Here is a 17,764-nt window from a genome sequence, read left to right as displayed (position 1 = left end):
AATCCAACCGAGCGCCCGCGGAGCGACAGGGCCGTGGGACGGCGGGCGGAGCCGCTCCGGCGCCGGGAAAGGCCGCGGCGAGGCGGGTGTGCCTGACGTGTGCTCAGCAGGGTCCGCCCGGCGGCAACACACGCCGTCTCTGTTGCCTCGGCCGTCTTCTCCCGCCCCATTGTGTTGAGGCTTGTGCACCCTTACTGTTCGACTTTGCCCGAGTCTGTTTGGTGTTGATTACTCAGTCGGTCTGGAGGCCTGAGTGCGGAGTGATCGGATCGGTTCAGAGGCTGCGAGACCCGGTGGGCGTCGATGGTGGAGGCCCGTCCTCGCGGCGGCCGCGACCATCGCCCTGGCCGCGGGCATGATCGCCCCCGCCGCCGCGGCGGCGCAGGATGTCGGCGAGCAGGCCCCCGCGGCCACGGCCGCCGCCCCGCAGGCGCACACCGTGAGTCTGGACGGCTACTCGTTCCTCGTCGACGGCAAGCGGACCTACCTGTGGTCCGGCGAGTTCCACTACTTCCGGCTGCCGAGCCCGGACCTGTGGCGCGACATCTTCCAGAAGATGAAGGCCGCCGGCTTCAACTCCACCTCGCTGTACTTCGACTGGGGCTACCACTCGCCCAAGCCGGGGGTGTACGACTTCACCGGCGTGCGGGACGTCGACAAGCTGCTCGACATGGCCCAGGAGGCCGGGCTCTACGTCATCGCCCGCCCGGCGCCGTACATCAACGCCGAGGTCGACAGTGGCGGTCTGCCCGGCTGGCTGACCACCAAGGCCGGCAACAACCGCAGTGACGACCCGCGGTTCCTGAAGTACGCGGACGAGTGGCTGACACAGATCGACCGGATCATCGCCCGCCACCAACTGACCAACGGCACCGGGTCGGTCATCGCCTACCAGGTCGAGAACGAGTACTACAACGGCTCGACCGCCGGCCGCTCCTACATGCAGCACCTGGAGGACAAGGCCCGCGCCGACGGCATCACGGTACCGCTGACCGGCAACAACAACGGCACCTTCAACTCCGGCACCGGCGCCCTGGACGTCGACGGCCCGGACTCCTACCCGCAGGGGTTCGACTGCTCGAACCCCACGAAGTGGAACGGCGTCCCCGACATCAGCTACGACCACCCCGCCGGAAAGCCGCTGTACTCACCGGAGTTCCAGGGCGGCGCCTTCGACCCCTGGGGCGGACCGGGCTACGACAAGTGCGCCCAGTTGATCAACGACCAGTTCGCCAACGTGTTCTACAAGCAGAACATAGCCGTCGGCGCCACCGCGCAGAGCTTCTACATGACCTACGGCGGCACCAACTGGGGCTGGCTGGGCATGCCGGAGAACTACACGTCGTACGACTACGGGGCGGCGATCCGCGAGACCCGCCAGCTCGACCCGAAGTACTACGAGGACAAGCTGATCGGCTACTTCACCCAGTCCGTCGCCCCGCTGACCAAGACCGAGACGATCAGGGCCACCCCACCGGACGACTCCGCCGTCGTCGACACCGCCCGGATGAACCCCGACACGAAGACGCAGTTCCACGTCCTGCGGCACGGCAACTCCACGTCCACCGCCGTCGACAAGACCCACATCTCACTGGACTTCAACGCCCAGCCGGCCACGGACACCACCTACACCTGGGACGACCCGGACTCCGCGCTCCAGTACAGCGGTTCGTGGTCGCACGTGGCCAACACGAGCTACACCGGCGGCGACTACAAGCACACCGAGTCGTTCTCCAACAAGGCCGGTGACTCGGTCACCATCCCCTTCGACGGCACCGCGATCCGCTGGATCGGCTCGAAGACGAACAACCACGGCTACGCCGACGTCTACCTCGACGGCACCAAGACGGCGACGGTCGACGACTCCGGCAGCGAGACCCAGGCGGTGCTCTTCCAGAAGACCGGCCTGACACCGGGCGCGCACACCCTGAAGATCGTCGTGGACGGGACCCACAGCTCGGGGTCCACCGACAACTACGTGGCCGTCGACGCCATCGACGTGCCGACGGGCGCCGCCGCCGCGGAACCGACCTACCCGGTCGTGCCCCAGCAGCCCGGCACCGCGATCACCCTCGACGGCCGCGACTCGCACGTGATCGTGGCGAACTACCGGCTCGGGGACTCCCAGTTGCAGTACTCGACGTCGGAGATCATGACCAGCGCGACGATCGGGGACCGGGACGTCGCCGTGCTCTACGGCGACGCGGGCAGCGACGGCGAGACCGTCCTGCGCTACGCCTCCGAGCCCACCGTGACCGCCACCGGGGGCACGGTCACGACCACCTGGGACGCGGCCACCGGAGACCTGCGGCTGAACTACACGCACAAGGGCCTGATCCGCATCAGCATCAGCGCCGACGGGAAGCGCCCGCTTCTGCTGCTGGCCGGCGACAAGGCCACCGCGGAGACCTTCTGGCGCCAGGACACGGCGACCGGCCCGGTGCTCGTGCGCGGCAGCCACCTGCTGCGGACGGCGACCAGCCTGGACGGCGGCCGCACCGTGGCACTCACCGGCGACAACGCCGACGACAAGAACATCGAGGTGTTCACCTCCGCCGACCGCGTCACCTGGAACGGCAGGACGGTGCGCACCCGGTCCACCGACACGGCGAGCGCCACCGGCACGATCCCCGTGGCCGCCGCGATCCACCTGCCGACGCTGACGAACTGGAAGCATTCCGAGGAATCCCCCGAGTCGGCCCCCGGTTTCGACGACACCAGCTGGCAGGTGGCCGACAGGACGACGACCAACAGTGTCTCCGGCAGCGACTCGCAACCGGTGCTCTACGCCGACGACTACGGCTTCCACACCGGCAACACCTGGTACCGCGGCCGCTTCCGCGCCAGCGGCAAGGAGACCGGCGTCCACCTGGTCTCGGATTCCGGCGGCGGCGCCCAGGCGTTCTCCGCCTGGCTCAACGGCACCTTCCTGGGCAGCTCCACCACCGGCAGCGCCGACTTCACCTTCCCCGCCGGGTCGGTGAACTCCACCGGTGACAACGTCATCTCGGTACTCACCGTGAACATGGGACACGAGGAGGACTACAACTCCACCAACGGCAACAAGACCGCGCGCGGCCTGACCAGCGCCTCACTCGTCGGGGCGCCGCTGACCTCCGTCACCTGGCGGGTGCAGGGCGTGCGCGGCGGCGAGGAACTGCAGGACACGGTGCGCGGCCCGCTCTCGACGGGGGGCCTGTACGGCGAGCGGGCCGGCTGGTCCCTGCCGGGTTACCCGGACAAGAAGTGGAACGAGGTGTCCCTGCCGGCCACCGACACCCGCCCCGGGGTCTCCTGGTACCGCACCGACGCCGAGCTGGACCTCCCGCACGGCCAGGACACCTCGCTCGGGCTGACGTTCACCGACGACCCCTCCCGCAAGTACCGGGCCACGATCTTCGTGAACGGCTGGCAGGTCGGCAACTACGTCAACTACCTCGGCCCCCAGCACAGCTTCCCCGTGCCCAACGGCATCCTCAACACCAACGGCCACAACACCATCGCCATCGCCGTGTGGAACCTGGACGGCAGCACCGGCGGCCTCGGCAAGGTCTCGCTGACCGACTACGGCAGCTACGCCTCGTCCCTGCGCGTCGCCCAGAACGACAGCCCCCGCTACGACGCCGTGAAGTACGCCATGCCGAAGCGCCCGGGCGCGGACGTCACGCTGGACGTGCCGGACACCGCGCAGTCCGCACAGGCCTTCACGGCCGAGGCGACCGTACAGGTGCCGAAGGACCAGCCGTCCGCCTCCCGCCTGACGGCCTCGCTCTCCGCACCCGACGGCTGGACCGTGACCGCCACGAGCCCCGCCTCGGTCCCGCGCGTGTCACCGGGCGGCTCGGCCACCTTCACCTGGAGGGTCCGGCCGCCGGACGGGACCCTGCCCTCCGCCTCGGCGCTCACCGCCACGGTGGAGTACGCGCAGAGCGGACGGCAGTCCACCGGCAGTGACGAGCGCATCGTCGGCGGAATCCCACCGGCCCCGCCGGCCGGCAAGAGCGCGGTGAGCGACCTGCCGTTCCTGTCGTCCACCAACGGGTGGGGGCCGGTGGAGCGTGACACCAGCGTCGGCGAACAGGCCGCCGGGGACGGCCGTGCGATCACCATCGCCGGCGTCGGCTACGCCAAGGGCCTGGGCACCAACTCGGTCAGCGACGTCCAGCTCTACCTCGCCGGAACCTGCTCCCGGCTGACGGCCGAGGTCGGTGTCGACGACGAGACCGGCGGGGCGGGCACGGTGACGTTCTCCGTGATCGCCGACGGCAAGACGCTGGTGACGACGCCGACGATCCGCGGCAAACAGGCCGCGGTCCCGATCGACGTCGACATCAGCGGCGCCCAGGTGCTCGACCTCAAGGTCGGCGACGCCGGCGACGGCAACGGCAACGACCACGGCGACTGGGGGACACCGACACTGACGTGCGGTTAGCTTGACGACACGCCGGGCACGGTCGTGCCGACCGCGCCCGGCACCGCCACCGGGACGAGGCCTCGCACGCGCCCGTGCGGGACCCGTGAGCGAGGGCCGTGCAGCCGTGACGGCTTCCAGGGCGACGCAGGTGCACTTACGGGCACTTCGCGGTGTCCGCTCTCCTGGCCGAGCTCTCCGTTTCGGAGCGGAGCGCTCGGCCTGCCTGCGTGCTTCCGCCCGAGGCACGCGCCCGCCCCGTCCGGGCGCGGCGCGCGAGGTGCGTGCGGGCAGGTTGACACGCCCGGGGACACAGAGGCGGGCCGGTCACGGCGGGGTAGTGTGTTCGAGACTCGAACAGTTCTCCCTGAGAACCGTGGTGACGGCTGCGACGGGAAATCCGGCCGTCTGAGCCACCTGCATGTGACCTCTGAAGATGGAGCCGATGAACGTGTCGACTCGCGGCGGACGGCTGCGGAGCCGAGCCGCCACAGCAGTCTTCGTCTGCGCGATCACCCTGTTACCTGGCCCGAGTTACGCGTCTCCGGGCGAACCCGATCCGCGCAACGACCAGTCGATCGAGGACATCCACAACGAGTTGAACGGCCTCTACCGCCAGGCTGAGGTGGCGACCGAGGCGTACGACACCGCCGACGTGAAGGCGGCCGAGCAGGAGAAGCGGCTGGCGTCGCTCCACAAGGACCTGGCCCGCACCGAGGACAGGCTGGACGATCTGCGCGACCTCGCCGGTGCGGCCGCCCGTACGCAGTACCGCGGGGGCAATCTCGACTCCACGGGCATCCAGTTGCTCCTCGGCGACCACCCCGACCACGCCCTGGACGACGCGGCCCAGGCCCGCCAGGCCCTGCGAGCCCTGGTCACCGTGTCCGAGAGCCAGAAGGGTGCCCGTGCGGAGCTGAGCCGGCAGACGGACGCCGCCGCCGAGAAGCTGCGGGAGCTGCGGAGCACCCGCGCGGACAAGGCGGACGCGAAACGGAAGATCGAGCTGAGGATCAGCGAGGCCGAGCGGATCGAAGCGGGGCTCAAGAAGGAACAGACCCGCAAGCTGGCCCAGTTGGAGAAGGAAGAGGCGCAGGAGGCCAGGTCCAAGTGGGCGGGGCTCGGCTCCGGCGGCGATGCCTCGACCGGGACCGGCTCGGGCGGCGGCCGCACCCAGGCGAGCGGAGCCGCCGCGAAGGCCGTCGACTTCGCCATGGCGCAGATCGGCAAACCGTACGTGTGGGGCGCCGTGGGCCCCTCGTCGTACGACTGCTCGGGACTGACCTCCACGGCGTGGGCGGCGGCCGGGCACCCCATACCCCGGACCTCACAGGCGCAGTGGCAGGGACTGACCCGGGTCAGCCTGGCCTCCGTGCGGCCCGGAGACCTGATCATCTACTACGACGCCACACACGTGGGCATGTACATAGGGGGCGGGCAGATCGTCCACGCTCCGCGGCCCGGACGCACGGTCACGACCGCCCCGGCCGCCTCCATGCCCATCCTCGGTGTCGTCCGACCCGGAGTCTGAGCGGATGACCTACTCACTGACCCCCCGTGACGAGGGGAACCTGCCCGCGCTGAGCGCGCCGCCGCTCATCCGGCTCGACGCCTATGTGGCCGAGGACGGCTCGACGGTGGTCAACGGCCATCTCCTGGAGATGGGCGGCACGCGACCCCCCAACGAGGCGATCCTCGACGCGATCGCCATGTTCGCCCGCACCCTGCGGGCCCCGGTGGCGGCCACCGTCATCGACCGCACGGTACTGCAGGTGGCACGCCTGCGGGTCTACCCCGACGGCTCCAGCCGGACCATCGCCGAGGAGGAGGACCTGCCGCCCGGGCGCGAGCGTACCGCCGCCGAGGAGGAGGCGTTCCCTCCGCTCGCCCGCGTCGAACGCATCATCCAGCACGCGCAGCGCGGGGAGCTGCACGCGGCGGCCGTCCTCGCCGGCGCGCTGCGCGAGCACCTCACGCTGCGCAGGGGCGCGGAGGACGAACTCTCGCTGGAGGCACGGGCGATCGAGGCGTACCTCGCGTACCAGCGCGGCGACTACATGCACTCCACCGTCCTCGCACTGACCGTCGCACGCATCCGCTGCCGCACCGATCTCAGCCGGGCCGCGCCCGAGGTGGCCCGCGCCACCGCGGCCTGGCAGCGGCTGACGGACGACAGCCAGGTGGCCACCCGGGGGCAGGAACTGCTGCACATGTGGGAACACCTGGCGGCGGAGGGCTTCCTGCTGGAACCGGCCCACCAGGCCATGGTCCAGGCCGTCCGGAGCCGGCTCGAACGGGGCAACCGGTCCGTACCGGCCCCGGCCACGGCACCGGCCGTGACCGCGGGCCAGGGGCCGGCCGCCCCCGAGGACACGCCGCTCAGTCCCACCCGCCGGGGGCTGCGACGATTCACCCGGCGGCCGGGCCGGTCCACCGGGGCACAGCCCTAGGCGGCATCAACGGTCCCCCGACGGCACGGGCCCGCCGGAGAGCGCGTCGAGGAGTATGCGTTCCCCGAGCGGCCCGCGCAGGTCCACCCTGACGTCCTGCTCGATCGACCCGGAGGTGCAGGGGCCGTTCCGTGCTCCCCTGACGGAGGCGTGGAGCACGACGCTCTCGTCCGTCTCCAGGGCCTTGACGACGGGGCCGTCGTCGCAGGCGCCGTGCGTGGCCGGCACCGTGAGGGACCGGCCGTCCGCCGTGGTCCGGGCAAGCCGGGGGACACTCCTGAGGCCGTCCACCGCCCCCTCCGGGGGCGGGAGCGATGGGTGACTCGGGAAGCTTCGACGCGGTGACGGCGACCCGCTTGAGCGGGTCGCCGCAGCCCTCAGCGTGAACAGCCAGGCGGGGCCGGTGGCCGTGCCGCGGCTCGTGGCGATGGTCGTCGTGCCGAGCTTCGCTCCGGTCACCGTCAGCCGCGGGCCCGCACTGGCGTTGCGGTCACCGCCGGTGCTCAGTAGGCGTGGTGAACCTGCCAGAACGCCCAGGCCTGGCAGGGGCTGCCATAGGTGGTGTTCATGTAGTTGAGGCCCCACTTGATCTGCGTGGCCGGGTTGGTCTGCCAGTCGGAGGCGACGGAGGCCATCTTGTTGCCGGGCAGGGCCTGGACGAGGCCGTAGGCGCCGGAGGAGGGGTTGACCGCGAGGTAGTTCCAGGTGGACTCGTGATCCACGATGTTGCTGAAGCACTGGAACTGGCCTTCGCCGACGATCTGCGCGGCGATCGCCTTGATCTGCGCCACGGTGTAGGAGCTCTGCACCGGGAAGCCGGCGGTGGGGTCACCGGCCGCGGCCTTGGCCCGCGCACGCTCCTTGGCGGCGGCCTGCTTGGCCTTCGCGGCCTTGGCCGCCTCCGCCCGCGCCGTCTGCTCGGCGTCCTTCCTGGCGCTCGCGTCCGCCTGCACGGCCATCGCGTCGGCCTGCTGCGTCAGCGACGCCGTCTGCACCTGCGCCTGCTGCCCCGTGGGCAGCTCCGTGAGGAGGGTGGCGTCGGGCGCGGTCGCCTCCGCGTCGTTGTTCTGCGCGCTGCTGCCCGAGGCGACACCGACGACACTTCCGACAGCGGTGACCGCGGTGGCCGACGCCACCGCGATTCCCCGGACCGATATGCGGCTCACGCGCTTCTCTTCCTCTTCGCCCGGGCCACCGTGTGCGGCGGTCGACGGAAGCATCTCGCCGACTGGGTACGGCGGTTGGAACACTCTTGCGTGTCGGCGCGGCCGACGCAATGCCGTGAGGGGTGCGGATCCTCACATCGTTCTGGGCAACCTGGTCGACGGGCGGCGCATCCAACCGTGAATGAATGATCCGGGATGCTGTTGACTTTCGGTTGGGTGAGCCAGAGGATTCCCGGGGTGACCCACCACGCGCACGGCCCCGGTGACCTGTCCGAGACCCTGGACGAGGCCGCACATCGCTGTCTGGTCGCGGGATTCGACGGTACGACGGCCGTCCCCGACACCCTCAAACGGCTCATCGACCGCGGCCTGGGCGGCGTCATCCTCTTCACCCGCAATATCCGCGACGCCGACCAGGTCCGTGAACTCACCAGCACACTCAGGCAGTTGCGGCCCGACCTGCTGGTGGCCATCGACAACGAGGGCGGCGGCATCGGGCACCTGACGGGCGCCGGCGCCCCGGAGGTGCCCGGCTCGTGGGCCCTGGGCGTCGCCGACGACCCCGCCCTCACCGCCGCCTGCGCCGACGCCCTCGCCGGGCACCTGGTCACGCTCGGCATCACCGTCTCCTACGCACCGGTCGCCGACCTCCAGCACCGTCCGGAGAACCCGATCGTCCGCACCCGTGCCTTCGGCGCCGACCCCGACCTGGTCTCCCGCCACCTGCGTGCCTGGATCGCCGCCACCGAGGCACGCTCCGTCGCCTCCTGCGCCAAGCACTTCCCCGGCCACGGCGGCACGGCCACCGACAGCCACCACGAGACCGCGGTCGACCCGCGGCCGTACGACGAACTCGACCTCGCCCCCTTCCGGGCCGCGATCGACGCCGGCGTGCCCATGCTCATGAGCGCCCATGTCGTCTTCCCGGCCCTCGACCCCGACCGTCCCGCCACCCTCAGTCCCGCCGTCCTCGGCGACCTGCTCCGCGGCGAACTGGGCTTCGACGGCGTGCTGGTGAGCGACGCGCTGGAGATGAAGGCCATCGCCGCCCGCTACGGCGAGGCCGCCGCCGCCCGGATCGCCCTCGCCGCCGGAGCCGACCAGGTCATCGTCGCCGTACCGGACCTGCGGACCACCCTCGCCTGCCGCGACGCCGTCCTGGACGGGCTGCGCTCCGGGGAGCTGGCACGGGACCGGGTCGAGGAGGCGGCGGCCCGGGTACGGCGCCTCGCGCGCCGGTACGCCACCCCGCCCCCGTCCGCCGCGGTGGCCCGCTGGGACGAGGACGCCGGGGCGACAGCCGCGCGGCGGGCCGTGCGGAGCCGGGGTGCGCTGCCCTCTCCGGTGCCGGGCGGGTACGTCGTCGACCTGTTCCCGCCGCCGCATCCCGCCCTGAACTGGGGCGGGGAGGACCTGCTCACCGAGGTGCGGGCCCTGGACCCGGCGGCCACGGGAACGGCTCTCACCGGCGAGCCGGGCGAGGCCGCCGTGGCGGAGCTGCTGCGGGCGGCAGAGGGGCGGCCGCTCGTGGTCGCTGTCTGCGACGCCGGGCTGTTTCCCTGGCAGCGGCGGGTGCGCGAGGCGCTGCTGGCCGCCCGGCCGGACGCGGTGCTGGTCTCGACCGGGCTCCCGGAGGGCGAGGCGCTGTGCGGGTACGGGCGGGGGCGGGTCAACCTCCGTGCGGTGGCGGAGGTGCTGACAGGAAGCCTGCCGACGGCCGGATCAGCTCCTTGATACCCCGGGCCGCGAGAAAGCCGTCGTCCGCGGCCCGCTCCGCCAGGACGATCGCGGGCCTCGCGCCGTCCGCGCGCAACCTCATCCATGCCTCGAAGAAGGCGCCGCCCGGACCGGCGACCGCGCGGGTGGCGGGAGTGCAGTCCAGGACCAGCGCGGTCTGCCGGGGTGCCGCCGAGCGTCGGCCGCGCAGCTCCGCCACGGTCCGGGCGAGCGCGTGCGCGATCGGTTTGGGGCGGCCCGCCGAGTCGAACAGGCCCAGTGTGTATTCGAGTTCGGGAAAATCAGCCAGTGCCCGGTCCACGTCGTGGGAGCACCACCAGGTGACGCCCCACAGCCCCGTGCAGTCCGCCGCGTTCAGGAGCGTCGCCCGGGCGAAGTCCGGGGCGTCGGAGGCCGGGATGTGCGGCTCGGGCGCGCCGGTCTCCTGGACCCAGACCGGGCGGGCCGGGTCGACGGCGTAGGCCTTGGCGAGTTCGGTGCCGTACTCGGCGAGATGCCGTACCTGAGGGGAGCGGGCGCCGTAGCGGCGGGCGCAGTCGCCGGAGAACACCCACGGGTGCACGGTGGTCAGGTCGCCCTTGCGGGCCGAGGCCTCCGGGGTGAACGGGTGGTCGTCGCCGTACCAGGCCGCGTCGTACGCGGAGTGGGTGACCAGTCCGGCGCCGTCGCCCAGCCCCTCCCGCGCCGCGGCCAGCAGTGTGTCCAGATAGTGGTCGACCTCGGCGACCGTCACCGGGTTGTGCTCGACCAGGTTGTTGAGCTCGTTGCCGAGCTGCAGGCCGATGAGGTTCGGGCGGCCGGCCAGGGCGCGGCCGAGGGTGCGCAGCAGGGTGGCCTGGGCCGCGACGGCGTCGGGGTCGGTGAAGACGTTGCGGTGGTGCCAGCTGCGCGTCCACTCCGGGTAGAAGTCGAAGCTCGACAGGTGGCCCTGGATGCCGTCCACGAGGACGTCGAGGCCGAACTCGGCTGCCACGTCGACCAGTTGAGTGAGCTGGGCCACGGCGGCGGAGCGGACGAGAGTGCGGTTGGGCTGCAGCAGCGGCCACAGGTGGAAGACACGGATGTGGTCGAGGCCCAGTCCGGCGATCTGCGCCAGGTCCTCGCGGAGGTGGTCAGGGTCGACGTCGTGCCATGCGTGGAACCAGCCGCGGCGTGGGGTGTAGTTGACGCCGAAGCGGAGTTCGGGGACGGGCGGGGGCGTGCTGATGGCGGTCTCCTCGGGGCCTCGGATACTCCTCGGACCTTGTCTGACGCGAATGTATCAACCACCATGGGCGGCAATGAATAGTGATTTGAACCCGGGATCCGTATCGGGCTCGGAATCGAGGCGGGTCGTCGGGATCGACGCCGGCGGCACCCGGACCCGTGCCGTCCTCGCGCACGCCGGTGACGGGCGCACGCTCGGGGAGGGTGTGGCCGGGCCGGGCAACGCGCTGACCGTCCCGGGGCCGGAACTCGCCGATCACCTGGCCGAGGCGGTCGCGTCGGCCGTGCCGGAAGCGGAGCGCGCGCGGGTCGCCGCGGTGGTCGGCGGCTTCGCGGGGGCCGCCCGGGCTCCCGAGGAGGAGCCCGGCCGGGTGCGGGCGCGGGCCGCTCTGACCGCCGCGCTGCTCCGGCTGGGCATCGGTACCGAGGCGGTCGAGGTCTACAGCGACATCGAGGCGGCCTTCGCCGGCGCGCCCGGGCGGCCGGCCGACGGACTCGCCCTGGTGGCCGGTACCGGTGCGGTCGCCGCCCGGATCGAGGGGCGCGTGCTGGTCGCCACCTCCGGCGGGGACGGCTGGCTGCTCGGGGACGACGGCGGGGGGTTCTGGATCGGGCGCGAGGCGGCCCGGGCGGCCCTGCGGGCGGCGGACGGCAGGGGCGAACCGACGGCACTGACGGCGGCGGTCGGGCGGGCCCTGGGAATTCCGGCGAGCGTGCTGCCACCGGGCGGGAGCGGGCCATGGGCGACCCCGGCCGACGACGGTGTCTCGGCCCTCCCGGCCGACGGCGAACCTCCGGCGCCCACAGTCGGCGGCGGACGTGCGGAGCACCGGGCCGACGGTGGGCCTTCGGCGCCCACAGTCGGCGGCGGACGTGCGGAGCACCGGGCCGACGATGGACCTTCGGCGCTCCCGGCCGACGGTGGGCCTTCGGTGCCCACAGCCGGCGGCGGACCTGCGGAGCACCGGGCCCACGGTGGACCTTCGGAACCTGCGGCCGACGACAGGCCCTGGACGTTGCCCCGGCGTGCTGCCTACCGCGCGTTTCTCCTGCCCGCCGTGATGAACGGCCCGCCGGTGCGGCTGGCCGACCTCGCGCCCCTGGTGCCGCGCGCGGCGGCACAGAAGGACGCGGTCGCCGTGGCCATCCTCCAGGGGGCGGCCGCTCATCTCGCCGGGACCGTGGCCGCGTTGCGGCCGCGCCCGGGCGAGGCCCTGGTCGTCACGGGCGGACTGGTCGCCCCGGGCGGCCCGTTGCTGACCCCGCTGACCGAACGACTCGCCCACCTCGACCTCACGATCACCCCGGTGACGGACGGCAGCACGGGCGCCGTGGCGCTCGCGCGGCTCCTCGCCACCGGCCGCTGACCCGCGGAGGCGCCTCATGACCACCCCCACCTACCGCGTCCCCACGGCCGCCCTGGACGTCCGGGTCGCCGACCTCCTCTCCCGCATGACCCTGCGCGAGAAGGCCGGCCAGCTCAACCAGCGGATGTACGGCTGGCACGCCTACCGTCGCACCCCCGACGGCCGCTTCGAGCTCACCGGCGCCCTGCGCGCCGAGACGGAGCGCTGGGCCGGACTCGGCGCCCTCTACGGCCTGATGCGCGCCGACGCCTGGTCCGGCGTCGGCCACGGCACCGGACCGGGCGCCGACGACAGCGCCGAACTCGCCGACCTGGTCCAGCGGCACGTCCTGGACAGCAGCCGGCTCGGCATCCCCGCCCTGTTCGTCGAGGAGGTCCCGCACGGACACATGGCCCTCGACGGCACGGTCCTGCCCGTCAACCTCGCCGTCGGCGCCACCTGGGACGCCGACCTGTACGAACGGGCCGCCGCCCATGCCGCCGCCGAACTCCGCGCGCGCGGCGGCCACGTGGCCCTCGTCTCGGCCCTGGACATCGCCCGCGACCCGCGCTGGGGCCGCACCGAGGAGTGCTTCGCAGAGGACCCGTACCTCGCCGCCCGCCTCACGCGGGCCCTCGTCCGCGGCATGCAGGGCGAGCCGAGCACGTACTTCGCCGCCGACAGGGCGCCCATCGTCCTCAAGCACTTCGCCGGACAGGGCGCCACCGTCGGCGGCCGCAACTCCGCCGAGTCCGAACTGGGTCTGCGCGAGCTCCACGAGATCCACCTCCCCGCCGCCCGCGCCGGCGTCCGCGCCGGGGCCGCCGCTGTGATGGCCGCCTACAACGAGGTCGACGGGATGCCGTGTTCGGGCAACCGCGCGCTGCTCACCGGGGTCCTGCGGGAGGCCTGGGGGTTCGACGGGCTGGTGATGGCCGACGGCCTCGCCGTGGACCGGCTGGCCCGGATCACCGGCGACCCGGTCTCCGCGGCGGCTCTGGCGCTCAACTCCGGTGTGGACCTGAGCCTTTGGGACGAGGGGTTCACGCGACTTGAGGAGGCGGTGGAGCGGGGGCTGGTCGAGGAGTCCGTCCTGGATGCCGCCGTGGCCCGGGTACTGCGGCTGAAGTTCCGTCTCGGCCTCTTCGAGCAGCCGTACACCCGCCGGGTCCCGCTGCCGGACGGCGGACGCGAACTGAGCACCGCTCTCGCCCGCCGCTGCGTCACCCTCCTCCACGACGACGCCGGAATCCTGCCGATAGGACCCGCGGTCCGCCGTGTCGCCGTCCTCGGCGCCCACGCCTCGACCACCGCCCACCAGCTCGGCGACTACACCGCACCCCAACGCCCGGGCGCGGGAGCCACTGTCCTCGACGCGCTGCGCCGACTCGCCCCGCCCGGCGTCGAGATCCACCAGGGCGAGGGCCCGGCCGATCTCGCCGTCCTGGTGCTCGGCGGCAGCAGCGCCCGTACCCCCGGCACCGCGTTCGACGCGAACGGAGCGGCGCGGACGGCCGCGCCCCAGATGACCTGCGGTGAGGGCGTCGACCTCGCCGGACTGCGGCTTCCGGCCGACCAGCGGGCCCTGTTCGAGGCGGTCACCGCGACCGGTACGCCCACCGCCGTCGTCCTGGTCCAGGGCCGCCCGCACGCCGTCCCCGAGCAGGCCGACCGGGCCGGGGCGCTGCTCACCGCCTGGTATCCCGGCCCCTGGGGCGGCGACGCGATCGCCGAGGTCCTGCTCGGGCTCACCGAACCCGCCGGACGGCTCCCCGTCTCCGTCCCCCGGTCGGCGGCCCAACTCCCCGTCTACTACAACCACAAGGAGACCGAGTACGGCGGCTACGCCGACGAGAGCGCCGAGCCGCTCTACTCCTTCGGGCACGGGCTGTCGTACACACGCTTCGCCTACGGCGAGCCCCGCCGGTCGGGGCGGACCGTCGAGGTCGACGTGACCAACACCGGGGCGCGGCACGGGCGTACGGTCGTCCAGCTCTACGTCCGCAGGCTGCGCCCCGCCACCTGGCCGCGCACCCTCGAACTGCGCGCGTTCGAGGCCGTCGAGCTCGCCCCGGGGGAGTGCCGTACGGTCGTACTGCACCCGGCGGTCGACGAAGCCGCCGAGATCAGGGTCGGCGGCTCCGCGCGCGAGGCGCTCACCGCGACCCCGCTCGTGGTGTCTCAGAGCTTCACGGCACCGGCCGAGACGCCCTTGTAGAACCACCGCTGGGTGATCGCGAACAGCACCAGCACCGGGACGATCGAGATCACCGACCCGGCCATGACCACCCGCTGGTCGTAGCCGAAGGACGAGCTCTGCAGCCGGGACAGGCCCAGCGTCAGCGTCATGTGGTTCTCCGAGCGCAGCACGATCAGCGGCCACAGGAAGTCGTCCCAGGCGCTGATGAAGGTGTTGATGACGACCACCATGATCGCGCCCCAGGCGGAGGGGAGATACAGGTACCGGAAGCGCTGCCACTCGTTGGCGCCGTCGAGCATCGCGGAGTCCTCGATCTCGCGCGGGACGGCGAGGAACGCACCGCGCATCAGCAGGACGTTGATGGCACCCACGAACCCGGGCAGCCACACGCCCACCAGGTTGTCGACCAGGCCCAGGTCGCGGATGCTCAGGAACAGCGACACCATGATCGACTCGAAGGGGAACATCATCGAGGCGACCAGCACCACCCAGACCGCTCTGCGGCCCTTCCAGCCGGGCTTGGAGAGCATGTAACCCGCCGTGGTGGAGAACACCAGCTGACTGGCGACCGAGAGGACGACCACGATCAGGCTGTTCCTGATGTACGTGGCCACCGGCACCTGCTCGAACACCTCGCGGTAGGCGCGGAGCGTCGGATGGTGCGGCAGCAGGGTCGCGTCCGCGCCGAAGACGTCCTCTCCCGTGCCCTTGAGGGAGGCCAGGAACTGCCAGAGCAGCGGGCCCACGGTCAGGCCGAGGACGAGGAGCAACAGCAGGTAGCGGACGACGAGTTCGCGGGGACGCCCGTACTCCCGCCAGCGGGGCAGCAGGCGCCGGGGCCTGTCGACGGCGGTCGTCATGCCACGTCCTCCTTGGTCAGGCGCTGCGCCAGCAGGGTCAGCCCCAGAGTCAGCACGAACAGGGCCACGCTGACCGCCGAGCCGTAGCCGGCGTTGCCGGTGAGCGGGTCCAGGCCGACGTCCCGGATGTAGAACGGCAGGGTGCGGTCGGCGCCGCCGGGTCCGCCGGTGGAGCTGCCCAGCATGTAGATCTCGGTGAAGACGCGCAGCGAGCCGATACCGGTGAGGGTGCCGACCAGCATCATGGCCTGCCGCACCCCCGGCATGGTGATGTGCCAGAAACGGCGGACCGCGCCGGCGCCGTCCATCGCGGCGGCCTCGTGCAGCTCCTTCGGCACGTTCCCGAGGGCCGCCAGGTAGAAGACCATGTACCAGCCGAGGCCCTTCCACAGCGTCAGACCCATCGCGCAGAGCAGGATCAGCCAGGAGTCGGACAGGAAGGGGATGGCCGACCGGATCAAGTGGGCCTTCTGCAGCCAGGTGTTGACCAAACCGTCGTCGGCGAGCAGCCACTGCCAGCTCAGGCCCACGACCACGCTGGAGGCGAGCACCGGGGTGTAGAAGGCGGACCTGAAGAAACCGATGCCGGGGAGGTTCTTCTCCACCAGGACCGCCAGCATCAGCGGGAGCAGCACCATCAGCGGGACGACGATCACCGCGTACAGGACGCTGTTACGGGTCGCCAGCCAGAAGTCCGAATCGCCCAGCATCCGCGTGTAGTTGTCCAGGCCGACGAAGCTCGCGGCACCGCCGAGCGGCTTGGCGTCGGTGAACGACAGCAGGACCGTGTTGAAGAAGGGGAACACGCCGAAGACGACGGCACAGCCGATCGCGGGCGCGGTCCACAGCCACGGCAGCCACCAACGGCGGTACAGCGCAGCCCCGTTGGCCCCGGGCGCCGGGCCCGGCAGCAGTCGGCGCAGTCGGGAGGGAACGGTGCCCGGGGCGGCGGCGGCGCGCTCCGCCCCGGGCACCGACACCGGACGAGCGGTCTCGGTCGCCACGCTCAACCCGCCTGCTTCAGCAGCTCGTCGGCCTTGGCCTGGGCGTCCTTGACGGCCTGCGCCGCGCTCTTCTTGCCCTGCATCGCCAGCTGCACCTGGGCCACGATCGCGTTCTGCACCGCCGGGGAGAGGTTGGTCTGGTTGGCGTTGGCCGTCTTGAGCTGGTCGGCGACGAGTTTACGGGCCTGCGAGAAGGGATCGTCACCGGTGACCTTCTGGAAGAACGGGTCGTCCAGCGAGGCCGAGGTGGTCGGGAAGATCACCACGTTCGGGTCCTTGCACCAGGCCGTCTGGTTCTCGGCGTTGGTGAGGTACTCGGCGAACGCCAGCGCGACCGGGGCGTGCTTGCTGGTCGCGGCCACGGAGATGTACTGCGGGGCGCCGGTGGAGGCGTGCCCGAGCGCATCGTAGGGCTGCTGGCTCACGCCCGTCTTGGCATACACCGAGGGGCTGTTCTGCTTCACGAACCGTACGAAGCTCGGGTTCGTCGAGCCGTACGCGACCCTGCCCTGGCTGTAGAGCGTGGACGGGTCGTTGCTGGAGGACAGCGAGTCCTTCGGCATCGCACCCTCCTTGTACAGCTTCGCCATCCAGCTGACCCACTGGACAGTCCTCGGATCATTGGCGAAGACGGCGGACTTGCCGTCGGCGGAGAGCGTCTTGATGTTCATCTGGTCCCAGTCGGCCGGGATCCGCCAGACCGGGTTGGCCATCGTGGCGAAGTACTTGCCCTTGGCCGCCCTGGCGACCTTCTCGTAGTTTGCGAACAGCCCGAAGATGCTCGTCGGCGCCTTCGTCGTGTCGACGCCGGCCTTCGCCAGCAGGTCCTTGTTGTACGTGATCAGGACACCGCCCGTGTACCAGGGCAGCGCGGTGTGGAGCGAGGTGCCCGAGGCGTTCTTGAAGGTGCTCGACTGCCAGAACGCCGGGACGAAGGGCTTGGCGGAGTCCGGGTCCTTCGTGCCCACGTCGAGCAGGTAGCCGGCCTTGGTGAGCGCGGTCGCCGTCGGGGCGTTGAGGTTGATGACGTCCGGCAGGGTGCAGGCCTGGGCGTCGGCGACCGTGCGGGTGGTGAAGGTGTTGTCGCCGGGGTCGTCGATCCACTTGACCGTGGCGCCGGGGTGGGCCTTCTCGAAGTCCTTGATCACTCCGTTGAAGAACGAGCCGAAGTCCTTCTTCAGGTTCGTGGTCTGGAAGGTGATCTGCCCCTTGACGTCCCCGGTGAGCTTTCCGGACCCGACGTTTCCCTTGTCCACCTTGCAGCCGCCCGCCGTCGCGCCCCCGCCGCCGGAACCGCCCGACAGGCCACAGCCCGCGGCGGTCAGAGCGAGGACGAGGACGCCCGCCATGGATCCGGTCAGTCTCTTCGCGCGCATGGTTGTCC

12 protein-coding genes are annotated in these 17,764 nt (G+C 71.8%); 6 read left to right on the top strand and 6 right to left on the bottom strand.

Annotated elements, in window-relative coordinates; genetic code table 11:
- The first annotated feature begins 355 nt into the window (after nucleotides 1-355).
- From OHB00_RS03645 to OHB00_RS03635, 3 genes are all read left to right on the top strand, one after another.
- Nucleotides 356-4,432, top strand: coding sequence for a beta-galactosidase (locus OHB00_RS03645; RefSeq protein WP_406431132.1), 4,077 nt, complete (start codon nucleotides 356-358; stop codon nucleotides 4,430-4,432).
- 424 nt (nucleotides 4,433-4,856) lie between these two features.
- Nucleotides 4,857-5,942, top strand: a complete 1,086-nt coding sequence (locus tag OHB00_RS03640) for an NlpC/P60 family protein (RefSeq protein WP_406431130.1) — start codon at nucleotides 4,857-4,859, stop codon at nucleotides 5,940-5,942.
- Nucleotides 5,943-5,946: 4 nt separating this feature from the next.
- Nucleotides 5,947-6,861: a hypothetical protein gene (locus OHB00_RS03635; protein WP_406431128.1), complete on the top strand. Its 915-nt coding sequence runs from the start codon at nucleotides 5,947-5,949 to the stop codon at nucleotides 6,859-6,861.
- Nucleotides 6,862-6,867: 6 nt separating this feature from the next.
- Here OHB00_RS03635 and OHB00_RS03630 read toward each other — a convergent pair whose 3' ends face one another.
- Together OHB00_RS03630 and OHB00_RS03625 are read right to left on the bottom strand one after the other, a co-directional pair.
- The gene (locus tag OHB00_RS03630; protein ID WP_406431126.1) at nucleotides 6,868-7,152 is read right to left on the bottom strand and encodes a hypothetical protein; all 285 of its coding nucleotides are present in this window, start codon (nucleotides 7,150-7,152) and stop codon (nucleotides 6,868-6,870) included.
- Between the two features lie 212 nt (nucleotides 7,153-7,364).
- On the bottom strand, nucleotides 7,365-8,027 hold the full coding sequence (locus OHB00_RS03625; protein WP_406431124.1) for a lytic transglycosylase domain-containing protein: 663 nt from the start codon (nucleotides 8,025-8,027) through the stop codon (nucleotides 7,365-7,367).
- A gap of 237 nt (nucleotides 8,028-8,264) precedes the next feature.
- Between OHB00_RS03625 and OHB00_RS03620 the strand changes: the two genes are divergently transcribed.
- Nucleotides 8,265-9,761 (top strand): glycoside hydrolase family 3 N-terminal domain-containing protein, encoded by a 1,497-nt coding sequence (locus tag OHB00_RS03620; RefSeq protein WP_406431122.1) that lies wholly within the window; start codon nucleotides 8,265-8,267, stop codon nucleotides 9,759-9,761.
- Here OHB00_RS03620 and OHB00_RS03615 read toward each other — a convergent pair.
- Nucleotides 9,697-10,764, bottom strand: coding sequence for a glycosyl hydrolase (locus OHB00_RS03615; protein WP_406431120.1), 1,068 nt, complete (start codon nucleotides 10,762-10,764; stop codon nucleotides 9,697-9,699). The genes OHB00_RS03620 and OHB00_RS03615 overlap by 65 nt on opposite strands.
- Before the next feature lie 280 nt (nucleotides 10,765-11,044).
- Between OHB00_RS03615 and OHB00_RS03610 the strand changes: the two genes are divergently transcribed.
- Nucleotides 11,045-12,337 (top strand): BadF/BadG/BcrA/BcrD ATPase family protein, encoded by a 1,293-nt coding sequence (locus OHB00_RS03610; protein WP_406431118.1) that lies wholly within the window; start codon nucleotides 11,045-11,047, stop codon nucleotides 12,335-12,337.
- Between the two features lie 16 nt (nucleotides 12,338-12,353).
- Nucleotides 12,354-14,534 (top strand): glycoside hydrolase family 3 N-terminal domain-containing protein, encoded by a 2,181-nt coding sequence (locus tag OHB00_RS03605; RefSeq protein ID WP_406431116.1) that lies wholly within the window; start codon nucleotides 12,354-12,356, stop codon nucleotides 14,532-14,534.
- Here the strand turns inward: OHB00_RS03605 and OHB00_RS03600 are convergent.
- Genes OHB00_RS03600 through OHB00_RS03590 form a run of 3 tightly spaced genes read right to left on the bottom strand, consistent with a single transcriptional unit; the run spans nucleotide 14,498 to nucleotide 17,756 of the window.
- On the bottom strand, nucleotides 14,498-15,376 hold the full coding sequence (locus OHB00_RS03600) for a carbohydrate ABC transporter permease (protein WP_406431114.1): 879 nt from the start codon (nucleotides 15,374-15,376) through the stop codon (nucleotides 14,498-14,500). The genes OHB00_RS03605 and OHB00_RS03600 overlap by 37 nt on opposite strands.
- A complete protein-coding gene (locus tag OHB00_RS03595; RefSeq protein ID WP_406445602.1) occupies nucleotides 15,373-16,356 on the bottom strand; it encodes a carbohydrate ABC transporter permease in 984 nt (327 codons plus the stop codon). Before OHB00_RS03595 ends, OHB00_RS03600 begins: the two co-directional genes overlap by 4 nt.
- Nucleotides 16,357-16,382: 26 nt before the next feature.
- Nucleotides 16,383-17,756, bottom strand: a complete 1,374-nt coding sequence (locus OHB00_RS03590; RefSeq protein WP_406431112.1) for an extracellular solute-binding protein — start codon at nucleotides 17,754-17,756, stop codon at nucleotides 16,383-16,385.
- Nucleotides 17,757-17,764 lie beyond the last annotated feature (8 nt).

The organism is Streptomyces sp. NBC_00631, assembly GCF_045206895.1.
Classification (GTDB): Bacteria; Actinomycetota; Actinomycetes; order Streptomycetales; family Streptomycetaceae; genus Streptomyces.
The sequence above is the reverse complement of the archived record's forward strand: the minus strand, read 5'-3'. Positions and strand labels throughout refer to the sequence as shown.